This window comes from Marinobacter sp. ATCH36, from assembly GCF_023555055.1.
GTDB lineage: Bacteria > Pseudomonadota > Gammaproteobacteria > Pseudomonadales > Oleiphilaceae > Marinobacter.
This window is the reverse complement of sequence record NZ_JAMJPL010000004.1, coordinates 184,900-198,224: the sequence shown is the minus strand read 5'-3', so window position 1 is coordinate 198,224 and position 13,325 is coordinate 184,900. Positions and strand designations below refer to the sequence as shown.

12 protein-coding genes are annotated in these 13,325 nt (G+C 55.4%); 9 read left to right on the top strand and 3 right to left on the bottom strand.

All coding sequences use genetic code 11. From position 1 onward, the window contains the following. Positions 1–320 precede the first annotated feature (320 nt). The 6 genes from M8010_RS13980 to M8010_RS13955 all read left to right on the top strand — a co-directional run bounded on the left by M8010_RS13980 (position 321) and on the right by M8010_RS13955 (position 7,043). Positions 321–1,784, top strand: coding sequence for a flagellin N-terminal helical domain-containing protein (locus M8010_RS13980; RefSeq protein WP_250092201.1), 1,464 nt, complete (start codon positions 321–323; stop codon positions 1,782–1,784). An 82-nt stretch (positions 1,785–1,866) separates the two neighbouring features. Further along, a complete protein-coding gene (locus M8010_RS13975; protein WP_250092200.1) occupies positions 1,867–2,307 on the top strand; it encodes a flagellar protein FlaG in 441 nt (146 codons plus the stop codon). Between the two features lie 182 nt (positions 2,308–2,489). Further along, positions 2,490–4,478: a flagellar filament capping protein FliD gene (gene fliD, locus M8010_RS13970; protein WP_250092197.1), complete on the top strand. Its 1,989-nt coding sequence runs from the start codon at positions 2,490–2,492 to the stop codon at positions 4,476–4,478. Positions 4,479–4,550: 72 nt separating this feature from the next. Continuing rightward, positions 4,551–4,952, top strand: a complete 402-nt coding sequence (gene fliS, locus M8010_RS13965; RefSeq protein WP_250092188.1) for a flagellar export chaperone FliS — start codon at positions 4,551–4,553, stop codon at positions 4,950–4,952. Continuing rightward, complete coding sequence (locus M8010_RS13960; protein WP_250092185.1) at positions 4,953–5,756, top strand: substrate-binding periplasmic protein; 804 nt, start codon at positions 4,953–4,955, stop codon at positions 5,754–5,756. A 75-nt stretch (positions 5,757–5,831) separates the two neighbouring features. Continuing rightward, the gene (locus M8010_RS13955; RefSeq protein ID WP_250092183.1) at positions 5,832–7,043 is read left to right on the top strand and encodes an argininosuccinate synthase; all 1,212 of its coding nucleotides are present in this window, start codon (positions 5,832–5,834) and stop codon (positions 7,041–7,043) included. Between the two features lie 234 nt (positions 7,044–7,277). On the opposite strand, the gene M8010_RS13950 is transcribed toward M8010_RS13955, so the two are convergent. Both M8010_RS13950 and M8010_RS13945 read right to left on the bottom strand, forming a co-directional pair. Continuing rightward, entirely contained in the window at positions 7,278–8,300 is a 1,023-nt protein-coding gene (locus M8010_RS13950) for an AraC family transcriptional regulator (RefSeq protein WP_250092181.1), read from the bottom strand. A gap of 473 nt (positions 8,301–8,773) precedes the next feature. Then, complete coding sequence (locus M8010_RS13945) at positions 8,774–9,742, bottom strand: response regulator (protein WP_250092179.1); 969 nt, start codon at positions 9,740–9,742, stop codon at positions 8,774–8,776. Positions 9,743–9,899: 157 nt separating this feature from the next. On the opposite strand from M8010_RS13945, the gene M8010_RS13940 reads away from it, so the two are divergent. From M8010_RS13940 to M8010_RS13930, 3 genes are all read left to right on the top strand, one after another. Then, positions 9,900–10,382 carry a YajQ family cyclic di-GMP-binding protein gene (locus M8010_RS13940; RefSeq protein ID WP_250092174.1) on the top strand — a complete coding sequence of 161 codons (483 nt, stop codon included), beginning with the start codon at positions 9,900–9,902 and terminating at the stop codon, positions 10,380–10,382. Between the two features lie 93 nt (positions 10,383–10,475). Then, entirely contained in the window at positions 10,476–11,864 is a 1,389-nt protein-coding gene (locus tag M8010_RS13935) for an AmpG family muropeptide MFS transporter (RefSeq protein ID WP_284048117.1), read from the top strand. Between the two features lie 164 nt (positions 11,865–12,028). Next, entirely contained in the window at positions 12,029–12,340 is a 312-nt protein-coding gene (locus tag M8010_RS13930; protein ID WP_250092168.1) for an MGMT family protein, read from the top strand. A 169-nt stretch (positions 12,341–12,509) separates the two neighbouring features. Here the strand turns inward: M8010_RS13930 and M8010_RS13925 are convergent, their stop codons facing one another. Then, positions 12,510–13,271, bottom strand: a complete 762-nt coding sequence (locus M8010_RS13925) for an SDR family oxidoreductase (RefSeq protein ID WP_250092166.1) — start codon at positions 13,269–13,271, stop codon at positions 12,510–12,512. Positions 13,272–13,325 lie beyond the last annotated feature (54 nt).

Here is a 13,325-nt window from a genome sequence, read left to right as displayed (position 1 = left end):
GGCGGAAAGTCGTTTATTTGCCGTTTTGCAGGGAAGTAAGCGAAGGGTGTGCCAGTTCTTTCAGATTTAGCTTAGTTGATTGAAATGCATAGCATAAATTTAGCCAGCAATCGTCCGGTGAGCAGGTTTCTGGCATTTCCATGACGTGAAAACAGGAATAACGTTGCCGCTTTTACATTCTATTACAATCTTTTGGTCGTTTTTTCTAAAGGAACCAAATCAAGCGCCGTTAAGCATTGCAACAGGGAGGCGCTCCCAAACCAAAAACGGGCGCCACACCTTTTCCATGAAATAACGACACCAGTCGAAGGAGAAGCAATATGGCTCTCGGTATTAACACCAATGTCGCGTCACTTTCCGCGCAGAATCAATTGAATAGTTCGCAAAGAATTAATGATCAGGCTCTGGAGCGCTTGTCTTCTGGCCTGCGCATCAATTCTGCCAAAGACGATGCGGCTGGACTGGCCATTTCAACCAGATTTCAGTCTCAGATTTCAGGTTTGAATGTCGCCCAGCGTAACGCCAACGATGGTATTTCTCTTGCGCAAACTGCTGAAGGCGCGCTTGAGGAGACTGTAAACTCCCTGCAGCGAATTCGTGATCTGGCGCTGCAGGCAGCGAACGGGACCAACTCTGCTTCAGACAGAGCTTCTTTGCAGGAAGAAGTTGATCAGTTGGTATCAGAAGTTGACAGAATTGCTACGACTACACAGTTCAACGGCCAAAATATTCTGGACGGTAGCTTCGACGGCGAGCAATTTCAGGTAGGCGCAAACGCCAACCAGACGATCTCGGTTTCTATTGGTGATGCGCAAGCTGATGCGTTGGGGGCCAATGCAACAGTGACTTCCACTGGAACTACGCTTGCTGACGATGTGGCAGCAGCCACAATCACGGGTAATGCAGCTTTGGATCTCTCAATAAATGGGACTGCAATAAGTACCCAATCTGACGGCGTGTCGACCGCTGGCGACTCAGGCTCCGCACTTGCATTTGCGAATGCAATTAACGCGGTTGCAGGCACGACTGGCGTTACCGCTGAGGCGAACGCAACTGAGACGAATTTGGGGGCCATTACTGCGGAAACGGCTGGTATTGATGCTGGTGATTTCACGATCAATGGTGTGAACATCAGTGTTTCAGAGGTGACGAATGGCGATACAAGCGGATCTCTTAGAGATGCGATCAACACGGTCAGCAACCAGACCGGTGTCAAAGCGTCGCTAAATGATTCGAATGAGCTTGTTTTGTCAGCCGAGGATGGGCGAAATATCGCATTTGGTGGTACCGGCGCCGCAGATAGTGCGATTTTTGCAAATCTCGATGCCTCTGGTGGAGCGATTGATAATATTGTTACGGGCACTGTGTCTCTAGACAGTGATGAGTCTTTTGAAATTACGGCAGATCAGGCTGACGCAGGGGTTCAAGGTCAAGGCTTTAGTAGCGGAACTCAAGCGCTCGACACGTCTAACTCTATTGGTAACATTGACATCTCCTCAGTAACTGGCGCCAATGACGCGATAGCCAATATCGACCGGGCCCTTGATACCGTGAACTCTCTTCGAGGCACTCTCGGTGCGACGCAAAATCGATTTGAGTCGACTATTACTAACTTGGCCACAACCTCAGAAAACCTGAGCGCCGCCAACAGCCGTATCCTGGACGCCGACTTCGCCGCAGAAACTGCGAAGCTGTCCAAGTCCCAGGTACTGCAGCAGGCTGGTATCTCTGTACTGGCGCAGGCGAACGCCCGCCCACAGCAGGTTCTGTCCCTCCTGCAGTAATCGGGGTATAGCGGTAAAAGCCGGGGTTTGTCTGATAAAGAGACGCCCCGGTTTAACGCCGTTAAGGATAGCGAGGTGAGCTATGAATGACGTTAACCTGAACAGCCCGGATTTGAAGCTGGTTCGATCCAGTGAGCAGGCTCCGGCTCGGGCACTTTCGTCATCTCAGGCCGAAGGCAGGAATGCCTCAGCCCAGGTTGCACCCTCATCGGCTGGCCGTGCGGACCGCACTCAGTCTCCCACCCAGGCTCAGGAGCCTTCGAAAGCCGAGCGGCTTGAGAATCGCAACGAAGCGCAGCGGGAGAAACTGGATGAAGCGGTATCGCAACTGAACGATTTTGTTCAGAACGTCCAGCGGGATCTGCAGTTTGAAGTGGATAATGATCTGGGACAGACGATTGTGAAAGTGGTCGATCAGTCTACTCAGGAAGTGATTCGCCAGATTCCGGATGAGGTTGCATTGAGGTTGGCAGAAAACTTGCAGCAGGATGAACCGCTGACGTTATTTAATATCAAGGTGTGAAAGCTTGCCGCTTTTGACCTGATATAAATAATGGATTTCCGGCACCGCCGTACCCGAGAGGGGCCGGCGGTGTTTCTGTTTACGCAGTGTTACAAATTGGCCGGGCAAAAAGGCAAAGTTTTGCCGCTTTCTGCCGATAAACTGAACAGTATCGAATTGAGCCCCCTTGAGGAGGCATGGTTATGGCAAGCATTTCATCATTGGGTATTGGGTCAGGAGTTCTGAACTCCGATCTGGTTGAGCAGCTGGTTGCGGCGGAGCGTGAGCCTACCGAGCAGCGGTTGAACCAGAAAACAGAGCGTACAGAGGCTCTGATTTCCGCCTATGGCACCCTGAGAAGTGCTGTCACCGAGTTGCGTTTGCCAATGCGCCAGTTGGGTTCGGCGGACGCGATGAAATCGTTTTCGGCTACATCTTCTGGTGGTAACGTTGATGTCTCTGTGGATAGCAGTGTGGCTAACCGTGGTTCTTACAGTGTCAATGTGACCAGCCTCGCCCAGTCCCAGGCGCTGGCGACGCGCGCCAGTTTTGCGGATCGGGATTCGACCAGTGTAGGCCAGGGCACCTTGACCCTGTCTGTGGGTGACAAGGTCACCAATATCGAGATTGACGGCAGCAACGATACGCTCCAGGGCCTTGCCAATGCCATTAATGACGCTGATGCAGGTGTGTCTGCCGGTGTGATTGACACCGGTGACGGTTACCAGCTTGTGCTGTCTGCAGAAGAAACCGGTACGGCGAATGCTGTCAGCATCTCTGCTGCCGATAGCGATGGCAATAACACCGACGCAGCTGGTCTTTCCCGGTTTGCGTTCAATGACTCCATGGATGCTGACTCTGGTCTTCGGGAAACCATCGCGGCAAAAGATGCGGTGATGGAGATCAATGGCGTTGCAGTTACCCGTTCGACGAACACTATTGAGAATGTTGTCGACGGCCTTACCTTCAACCTGACAGCGGAAGGTCAGTCAACGGTAAAGGTTGAGCAAGACACTGCCGCCGTAGCTGAACGTGTGCAGGCATTCGTTGACAAGTTCAATGCGTTGCAGTCCACCATTTCCGAGTTGTCTTCCTTCAATAGCGAAACCGGCCAGGGGAGTATCCTCACTGGCGACTCAACGGTCCGAAATATTCAGAACCAGCTTAAGCGTGTTCTCACCGATGTGATACCTGGCCTTGAGGACGCAAATGTTCGCAGTCTGGCGGACGTAGGTATCACCACGGACTTCCGTACTGGTCAGTTGCAGTTTGATAGCCAGAAGTTTCAGGCGGAGTTGCTGGAAAACCCTGACGACGTTACGGCGCTCTTCGCAGAGCAGGGTAGGGCGAGCGATTCCCAGGTTGAGTTTGTTCGCAGCGGTTCGAATACGCGACCGGGAGATTATGATATTGCCATCAGTCAGATGGCTACTCGCGGCTCACTGAACTATGGCATGGCTAACGGCGATACGATCACCGTGGCTGATGGTAATAGCCTGACCTTCCGGGTGGACGGTGAAACCAACGCAACGATTTCGCTTGAAGCCAAAGATTATACACCGGATGAGCTGGCAGCAGCGCTCCAGACGGCACTGAGCGATAACGATGCACTGCGGTCAGCGGGGCGCTCGGTGCAGGTAGATTTTGATGACGCGGGTGGCCTGACATTCAATTCCAGCCGTTTTGGCAGTGAATCCAATGTCAGTCTGAGTTCGCTCAGCGGAATTACGTCTACAGGCACCAACCTGTCTACGGCTACCGGCTCAGCAGGGGAAGATGTTCAGGGTACGATCAATGGCCAGACTGCCAAAGGCGATGGCCAGGTATTGTTTCTTTCCAATAGTGCTGGTGGCGATGCTGCTGGCCTGCAGGTGCGAATCACCGGCGGAACGACCGGGGACCGGGGCTCGATTTCCTTTATTGAAGGTGTGAGTGAAAAAGCGGTAGATACCATAACCAGTATGTTGAGTGAAACTGGTGGCCTGAGCTCTCGCACTGAGAGCCTTAACCGTGACCTTGAGCGTATTCAGGAAGATAGAGTGGATCTGGACCGCCGGATCCAGTCCTACCAGGAGCGTTTGGTCAGTCAGTTCAGTGCGGCAGATTCTCTTATCGCTCAGCTGAACAATACCCGTGATTACGTAAGCCAGCAGCTGGCTGCCCTGGCGCCACAAAATAATCGAGACAACTAAATTAGCCATACTGGATATGGCTGGCCCGAATACAGACAAACTGGCGTTTGCTGGTGAAAGAAGAGGTAAATTATGAACGGTTTACAAGCTTACCAAAGGGTAAACACCCAAACCAGCATCACCGATGCAGATCCCCACAAACTGATCCAGCTGCTCTACAACGGAGCCCTGGAGCGCATCAACATGGCCAAGGCCCGGATGCAGGCGAAGGATTTCGAGGGTAAAGGTAAGCTGATTTCCAAGGCCATCGAGATCATTGGCGGCCTGCGTGGCTTCCTCGATTTCGAGAAGGGCGGTGATCTGGCTGTGCGCCTGGAGTCTCTCTATGACTACATGGAGCGCACCCTGTTTGAAGCAAACGCAAAAAACGACGTAGCCAAGCTTGATGAGGTTGCCGACTTGCTACGCTCTATCAAGGACGGCTGGGACGGTATCCGCGAAGAAGCTGCTTCGCTGCAACAGCAGGCTGTGTGATTGCCGTTCGTTAGCCGGTTTCCGGTATGGATAGCCGGATGGTTGCTGGTTGCGATTTTAGTCGCAGGAATTTCGTTTGCATCGGTCACCGAAGCGGCAACGGAGGAAACGGTTACCTTCTCCATCCCCGATGTCTGGCCCTGGGCGTATGAAACTGATGACGGGGAGCTCCAGGGCAGCCTGATTGAGGTTGCCGAAAGGCTTTCCGAGCTCACGGGCATTCCCGTCCAACCGCGGCTAAGGCCTTTGCGTCGGGCGATTGTCGAGTTGCAGGAAGGCGCCGTTAATTTCAGCATTCTGTTTCAGAGCCCCGTGTTGGATATTGAGGCAGTCAATGTCTCTCCCGTGATCCAGGTGAACATTCTGTTGGCCGCAATGGCGGAGTCTGATTACCCGCTCACTCTAAGAGATTTGAAAGGCAAGAGGGTGGCCTACATTCGTGGAACCTATCTGGGAGAGAGTTTTGAGGGCGACACCGATGTTGTGAAGGTGCCTGTGAACGCCATCAGTCAGGCTGTGGATTTACTGACCCTGGGGCGGATTTCAGCAATCCTGGCCAGCGACCACAACATTTATCGCACTCTCTCGTCGCGGAACCTGGACCGGGATATGCTGCGAACCAGCCAACATGTGCCGGGTATGAAAGGCACTCTTTACATGTCTCGGGTCGCAAGTCGACCGGAGGTGGCCCGCAAGTTCAGCGCCGCCATCAAGCAGATGGAGGCCGGGGGCGAGCTCCACCGGATTTTCTATGGCAAGGCCGCGAGCAAATACAAACACGCCACCCTCCTTTCCGCTCAATAGCCATTCCCCCCGCTGTCCCGTACAATATGCGCCTTATTTTCGATACATCCATTCTGTTCAGTCTGGAGCAAGGGCATGTCTGATATTAAAAAGGTGGTGCTGGCCTATTCCGGTGGCCTGGATACCTCGGTAATCGTTCGTTGGTTGCAGGATACCTATGAGTGTGAGGTGGTAACCTTTACCGCCGACATCGGCCAGGGCGAGGAAGTGGAACCCGCGCGTGAGAAGGCTAAAGCGCTGGGTGTGAAGGAAATCTACATTGAGGATCTGCGCGAGGAGTTCGTGCGTGACTACGTGTTCCCGATGTTCCGCGCCAATACCATCTATGAAGGTGAGTACCTGCTGGGTACCTCTATCGCACGCCCGCTGATCGCCAAACGTCTGATCGACATCGCCAACGCAACCGGCGCCGATGCGATTTCCCACGGCGCCACCGGCAAGGGCAACGACCAGGTGCGTTTCGAACTCGGCGCCTATGCGCTGAAGCCGGGCGTGAAAGTGATTGCGCCCTGGCGCGAGTGGGATCTGAACTCCCGCGAGAAGCTGCTGGCCTATTGCGACGAGCGCAACATTCCGGTGGAGAAGAAGAAGGGCAAGTCTCCTTACTCCATGGATGCAAACCTGCTGCATATTTCCTATGAAGGCATCAACCTGGAAGATCCCTGGGCGGAAGCCGAGGAGGATATGTGGCGCTGGAGTGTGTCTCCGGAAGCGGCCCCGGAAACGCCGACCTACATCGAGGTGACTTACGAGAAGGGTGATATCGTCGCGATTGATGGCCAGGCCATGAAGCCCCATGAGGTGCTGGAGCATCTGAACAAGGTGGGAGGCGATAACGGCATTGGTCGTCTGGATATCGTTGAGAACCGTTACGTGGGCATGAAGTCCCGTGGCTGTTATGAAACACCGGGCGGAACCATCATGCTGCGTGCTCACCGTGCGATTGAGTCCATTACGCTGGACCGGGAAGTGGCGCATCTGAAGGACAGCATCATGCCGCGTTATGCGGAGGTAATCTATAACGGTTACTGGTGGTCACCGGAGCGTGAGGCGCTGCAGGCGCTGATCGACCAGACCCAGGCTTATGTTAACGGTACGGTGCGTCTGAAGCTCTACAAGGGCAATGTGGATGTGGTTGGCCGGAAGTCTGAAGATTCGCTGTTTGATGAGAAGATTGCGACCTTTGAGGAAGATCAGGGGGCGTATGATCAGAAAGACGCGGAAGGCTTTATCAAGTTGAATGCCCTTCGTTTGCGGATTGCCGCTGGTAAAGGCCGCAAGCTTTAAAGGTTGAGCCCATGCCTGATGGACTCGGAGTAGACGCCAGGCAGGAACTGCTTTTCAGGACACGCTACGAGCACATCCATGTGCGCTTGACGTTGGCCATCCTTGGCCAACGACAGTCCTGAAAAGCCGTTCCTGCCTGGCTCTCTGAAGCCCGCTATTGCCCTCTTTGAGTCGCCATACTGGCGCTCCACGTTTCTCAAAGCCTGAATAGGCCTTGCTCGTTCTGCCTTCGGTTTATACCGCTTTTAGCTGTCTGAATTCCCCTGGTGTCTTTCCTGTTTCAGCCTTGAATTTTCGGTGGAACGACGTTGTTTCGCTGTAGCCCAGCCTCAGTGCTATCTCCGGTATCCCCAAGTCACTGTTGGTCAGGAAGTCCTCGGCCATGACCTGCCTTACCTCATCCAGCAATTGCTGATACGAAACACCCTCCTGGCTGAGTTTGCGCTGCAAGGTTCGGCTGGTCATACCGAGGTTGTCTGCCACCATGTCCTGCCGGGTGATGCCGTGCATGAGTTGTTTGCGGATGCTGTGTTTTACCCGTGTGGTCAGGGCTGTGTCGGTGTCGAGTGATGCCAGTTGGCTGAGGGCGTGGGCTTCCAGGGTTTTGCGGAGCAGGGGGTCGGGATGGCGCAGTGGGGTGTTCAGCAGGTCTTTGTGCAGCACGATGGTGTCTTTTTTGGCGTTAAACCGGACGGGGCAGCGCCAGCGTTCGGTGTAGGCGGTTTCCAGTTCTGGGCCGGGTGAGGGGTGTTTCAGTAGGACTTCCACTGGCGAGGCGGTGTTGTTATCGGCCATCCAGCGGGCGTAGTTGATCCAGGAGGCGAAGACGTTGTCGACCATGTGGAGGCTGACCACCGGGTCGGTGTAGTTGCAGGCCCAGGTGAGTTTGATGTGGTCGCCGCTGTCGGTCAGGTGGGTGGTGCCCATGTCGCCGACCAGTTTCTCGAACGGCGCGATTCTGGCGACTGCTTCGCCCAGGGTGGCGCAGCTCATGGTGATGTAGCCCAGCACACTCCAGGAACCCGGTTGCACGAAGTCACCGGTTTCCAGCCCGAGGATGGGGTTGCCGGTTTGTTCGCTTAGAAGGCGGATGAAGTCCTGGAATTGCTCGCCGTCGATGCGTCCGTCGTCGGTTTCCAGGATCTTGGCGTCCATCCCGGCTTTTACGAAAAGCTCACCGGTATTAACACCGGCTGATTTGGCAGCACGAACGTATTGGCGCAGGGCGGCAACGGAGGCAGTTCCGAGGGTTTTCATGGTTACAGCAACGTCTTGGGATTTTTGTTGACCGAAGTATAACGGAATCGGAGAACTAAAAGAGAAACGCGGCGGGCAACCTTGAGCTTTAACAAGCGGTGGTGGCACTGGGGAGCCTCCTCCAGAAATGTGGAGCGCCATGGATGGCGCGACCAAGCCCTACAGGGATGTATTCACGGGCGTTTTCTGGAGGAGGCTCCCCAGTGCCATCATCGCGGAACTCCAAGCCAAATGGGCAAAGGCCACATTCGAAGCAATAAAAAAGCCAGCTAAAAAGCTGGCTTAAAAACAAGGAAAGAACGAAAGTGCCTGAAAAATTCGTTAATTCAGTGGACCGTTTCCCCATTTGGCGGCGGAGGTACTACTCGGCTCCTCCGCCATGGGGGATACTGCTTAAATCCACAATTGCAGAATAGGGCTTCCGCTCGGGGAAGTCTGTTTGTGATGTGTGTCTTGGTGTTACGGAGTGTGTTTCAGGCTTTCTCCAGTTCCGGTGTTGTCTCGGTAAACCGCCGCGTCTCATAGGCATCCACCAGCCCCTGAACCGCTGCCCGCTCCATTTCCGGAACAGAGGGCGTCCCATGCTGGGCGTCGGCGCGGCAAAGCACCATGCCCGCCTCAACGGAAATATAGCCGGCTGTGGTCTTCAGGGCTTTGTGATTGATGCCGTCGAATACCCTGCGGAACGCCGTGGTCGAGCAATGGTCGCTGTTGGGGAAGTGGGCAATGATCGCGTACTGGTTGTCGCCCACGCGGCACAGGGAATCCATGGGGCGGATCAGATGGCTCAGGCGGCGGGCGATGCCGACGGCCAGTTCGCTCATCACCGAGGGTGCATGCTTGCGCTTGAGCTCCTGCCAGTTGCGGATGCCGCAAAGCACGTAGGCTGAGGCTCCGCCGCGGGATTCAGCCTGGCGCAGGCATTTGCCGAGTTTGTCGCGGGAGTAGCGGTTGTTGCACAGGCTGGTTTCCAGGTCGATGATGCTGCTGTTTTCCAGTTCCCGGTTGTTTTCAATGAGCAGGGAGTTGGCTTTCAGAAGCGTGTTCTGACGATCTGCCATGCGGTCGGCGGCGAAGATCCGGGGGATCAGCTGCTTGGTCATGTCTGACTTGTAAATAAAATCATCCACGCCGCGGTCAAAGGCTTCGGATAGCGCTTCCACACTCTCACGGGCAGTGAGCAGGATCACGTAGGTGTAGTGGTTGTTCTGCTCATCCTGCTGGCGTACCTGGTCGGTCAGCTCCAGCCCGTCCATCTCCGGCATCAGCCAGTCTGCGATCAGCACGCTCACTGGGCGCTGGTCGATAAACTCAAGGGCGGCGGGTGCATTGTTAGCGATTCGCACGTCGCGGTACCCTGCATTGCGAAGGGTGCGGCCCACCACCATGCTGCTGAATTTGGCGTCGTCTACCACGAGGATGGGAAGGTCAAGATTTGGCATTGTTATCTACTGCTCACCAGTCCATTGTCAGATGCGGTGCCGCCCCGGTCTTGGTATGCTTTGGCACCTTGTGAAACCAGAGTTCACCCCGAAGGGCATCAGTATAGCGTTTTGTGCCTGCCCTGACGTGGATAATTGTAAAAAGTGAGAACACATCATGCCTTCTTTTGACATAGTTTCTGAAATCGACATGCACGAAGTCACCAACGCTGTTGACCAGGCGAAACGCGAGCTGGGCAACCGCTGGGACTTCAAGAACGTGGAAGCGGATATCGAATTGGACGACAAGGGCATCACCATCAGTGCCGAGCAGGAATTCCAGCTGGAACAGCTGATGGATATGCTGCGGATGGCCTTCGCCAAGCGCAATATTGATACCCGGGCGCTGTCTGAAGATGGCGAGAGCAAGTCAGGCAAGCTGGTCAAACAGCATCTGCAATTGAAGCAGGGCATCGAGACCGACATGGCTAAGAAGATCGTTAAAATGATCAAAGACGCCAAACTGAAAGTCCAGACCAGCATCGAGGGTGACAAGGTGCGAGTAAAAGGCAAAAAACGCGACGATCTGCAAACCGCCATTGCGCTGCTGAAAGAGTCCGAGCTGGACGTGCCCCTGCAATACAACAATTTCCGCGACTGAATGTATTGGGGTCAGACCCCTGTGGATAAGTCAAAAGACGACTTACCCACAGGGGTCTGACCCCGTTGCCCAAAGGGAGGCAGGATTATCCGCATGGGTCATCGCAGTGCCCTGATCAGGGATGCCCTCTACACCTACACCCGCTGGCAGGTGATTGCCCTGCTGTTCCTGGGGTTTTCGGCCGGGTTGCCTTTTCTGTTGGTGTTTTCCACCCTGAACGCGCGGTTGGCAGATGTGGGGGTGGAAACGGCGACGATCGGATTTTTCAGCTGGTTGGGGATTACCTATTCCATCAAGGTGTTCTGGGCTCCGATTGTTGACCGGCTGAAACTGCCACTGCTCGACAAGCTGCTGGGCAAGCGCCGTAGCTGGATACTGCTGGCTCAGGCGGGTATTGCCACCGGGCTTTACCTGATGGCCCATGTGGATGCGACCGACGCACCGGAGATGATGGCGCTCTGCGGATTGCTGGTGGCGTTTTCCTCCGCTACCCAGGACGTGGCCATCGATGCCTACCGGATTGAAATTGCTGAGGAGCGACTGCAGGCGGCCTTGGCGGCGACTTATATATTTGGTTATCGGTTGGCGTTGCTGGTGGCCGGGGCGGGTGCCCTGTACCTGGCGGAATTCTGGTCCTGGCAGGTATCTTACGAAGTGATGGCGCTGCTCGTCGGGGTGGGCATGGTCACTGTCCTGATTGTGCGGGAACCCGCGGTCAATCACTTCGCTGCTGCACAGGATATCGCTGACAAGATCGAGCACGAAGCCAGCAAGCGCACCCACCTGAATCCTCGCCTGGCCCGATTTATCGGCTGGTTCTATGCCGCGGTTGCCGGACCCTTCCTGGATTTTTTCCGGCGCTACAAGGAACTGGCGATTCTGATACTGGTGATGGTGGCGGTGTACCGCATCTCCGACATTGCCATGGGCGTGATGGCCAATCCTTTCTATCTCGACTTTATGGGCTTCTCCAAGACCCAGGTAGCGGATGTGACCAAGATTTTCGGGTTCTTCATGACTATCGCGGGCTCCCTGGTGGGCGGTGTCATGGTGGTGCGTTATGGCGTTCGCAAGATACTGCTTACCGGCGCCATCATGACAGCGGCCACCAATCTGTTATTTGTGGTGCTGGCTCAATACCCGCCAAACATCGCCACTCTGGCGCTGGTGGTCAGTGCGGACAATCTCAGCGGCGGCATCGCCAACGTCGCACTGATCGCCTGGCTGTCCAGCATGACCAGCGCTGCTTTCACCGCAACCCAGTACGCGCTGTTCAGCTCGCTGATGACACTGCCCGGCAAGTTTATCGGCGGCTTCTCCGGAATCGTAGTGGCCGGTTTCGGATATGGGGAGTTTTTCCTCGTGGCGGGCCTGATGGGTATACCGGCCATACTGCTGGCGTGGTTCATGATCAGCAAGGGTGAGCGACTGGATGCCCTCGCGCCCCGTAATGAGGAAGCCGAACCCGGCAGGTCGGATTAGGCTCAAAGGGTTCTGGCCCGGGGGTGGGGGTACCCTTTCCTTGGAAAAAGAACTCGCTTTGCTCAGACACCTTTTTCTGGCGGAAAAGGTACCCCCACCCCCGGGCCGATTCTGACTTTGCGGGTAGCTTCGACAACGCAAACCGAAACCAAGCCCAAAACCCTATGACTGAACCCACCAAAGATCAGAAAATCTGGCAGGTCGTCGCAGCCATCCCTGCAGGCAAAGTCGCCAGCTACGGACAGATCGCCGACATGGCCGGCCTGGGGCGGCAGGCCCGGTACATCGGTAAGGCTCTCGGCAAGCTTCCCGAGGGGCACGCCATTCCTTGGTATCGGGTGATCCGAAGCAGCGGGCAGATTGCGTTTCCCATCGGGAGTGAGGCGTTTGAGGTGCAGGCGCAGAGTCTGCGGGAGGAGGGAATTGTTGTGGTTGATGGGAGGGTTTCTATGCGGCGGTTTGGGTGGAGGCCGTAATGTGTGATGGTATCGTTGGTTCAGTGTCGGATGCCACGGGATTGGACCTGGGGTGTAGGTCGATGTGATGGTCTCCTCCCCTCATTTCTGATAGGAAATTCTCCTTCCCTATCCTGGCGCATCGCGACGCCGATTAGGAGGGGAGGAGACCATCACATCGACCTACAGCCTACAGCCGAAGCGCCCCGTCAACCTCCAGCATCCGCCCGGACATGTAGTCGTTTTCGAAGATGAATACCGCTGCAGAGGCTATCTCCTCGGGCTTGCCCATGCGTTTCAGGGGAATACTGGCGCTCATTCTCTCCAGTGCCTCCGGCTTCATGGAAGCGGTCATCTCGGTTTCGATAAAGCCCGGGGCAATACCCATGCAGCGGATGCCGTAGCGGGCGAGTTCCTTGGCCCAGACTGGAACGAGGGCAGACACGCCTGCCTTGGCGGCAGAGTAGTTGCTCTGGCCCATGTTGCCGGCGCGGGCGATGGAGGCGATATTGATGATTACCCCCTGGTTGCCGTTCCGGATCATCTGTGTGGCAGCCTCGCGGCCGCACAGAAAGACGCCGGTCAGGTTTACGTCAATCACCGCCTGCCACTGGGACAACTCCATGCGCTTCTCCACCTGGCCTTCTTTCGCTTTCACCAACAAACCATCCCGCAGAATGCCGGCGTTGTTGACCAGGCCGTCGAGCTGGCCGAAGTCTTTCGCGATTGCTTCAAAGGTCTTCTCGACATCTTCTTCCCGGGCCACGTTGCAGATGTAAGTTTTGGCACTTCCTCCGGCTTTGTCGCACGCAGCGGCGGCTTCATCCAGTTTTTCCGGTATCAGATCGATCAGCGCCAGGCGGGCGCCTTTGGCGGCGAGATATTCTGCCATGGCTCGGCCCAGGCCCTGGCCGCCACCGGTAATTGCAATCACCGAATCTTGAAGTTTCATGTTTTGCCCTAAGGTAGTGAATTAATACGCGTGGCGAGTATACCAGAGCTTTTT

What these genes read in the sequence shown, in the direction of transcription:
- M8010_RS13980 (WP_250092201.1), top strand. Translation starts at nt 321, where the DNA reads ATGGCTCTCGGTATTAACACCAATGTCGCGTCACTTTCCGCGCAGAAT.
- M8010_RS13975 (WP_250092200.1), top strand. Translation starts at nt 1,867, where the DNA reads ATGAATGACGTTAACCTGAACAGCCCGGATTTGAAGCTGGTTCGATCC.
- fliD (WP_250092197.1), top strand. Translation starts at nt 2,490, where the DNA reads ATGGCAAGCATTTCATCATTGGGTATTGGGTCAGGAGTTCTGAACTCC.
- fliS (WP_250092188.1), top strand. Translation starts at nt 4,551, where the DNA reads ATGAACGGTTTACAAGCTTACCAAAGGGTAAACACCCAAACCAGCATC.
- M8010_RS13955 (WP_250092183.1), top strand. Translation starts at nt 5,832, where the DNA reads ATGTCTGATATTAAAAAGGTGGTGCTGGCCTATTCCGGTGGCCTGGAT.
- M8010_RS13950 (WP_250092181.1), bottom strand. Translation starts at nt 8,300, where the DNA reads ATGAAAACCCTCGGAACTGCCTCCGTTGCCGCCCTGCGCCAATACGTT.
- M8010_RS13945 (WP_250092179.1), bottom strand. Translation starts at nt 9,742, where the DNA reads ATGCCAAATCTTGACCTTCCCATCCTCGTGGTAGACGACGCCAAATTC.
- M8010_RS13940 (WP_250092174.1), top strand. Translation starts at nt 9,900, where the DNA reads ATGCCTTCTTTTGACATAGTTTCTGAAATCGACATGCACGAAGTCACC.
- M8010_RS13935 (WP_284048117.1), top strand. Translation starts at nt 10,476, where the DNA reads ATGGGTCATCGCAGTGCCCTGATCAGGGATGCCCTCTACACCTACACC.
- M8010_RS13930 (WP_250092168.1), top strand. Translation starts at nt 12,029, where the DNA reads ATGACTGAACCCACCAAAGATCAGAAAATCTGGCAGGTCGTCGCAGCC.
- M8010_RS13925 (WP_250092166.1), bottom strand. Translation starts at nt 13,271, where the DNA reads ATGAAACTTCAAGATTCGGTGATTGCAATTACCGGTGGCGGCCAGGGC.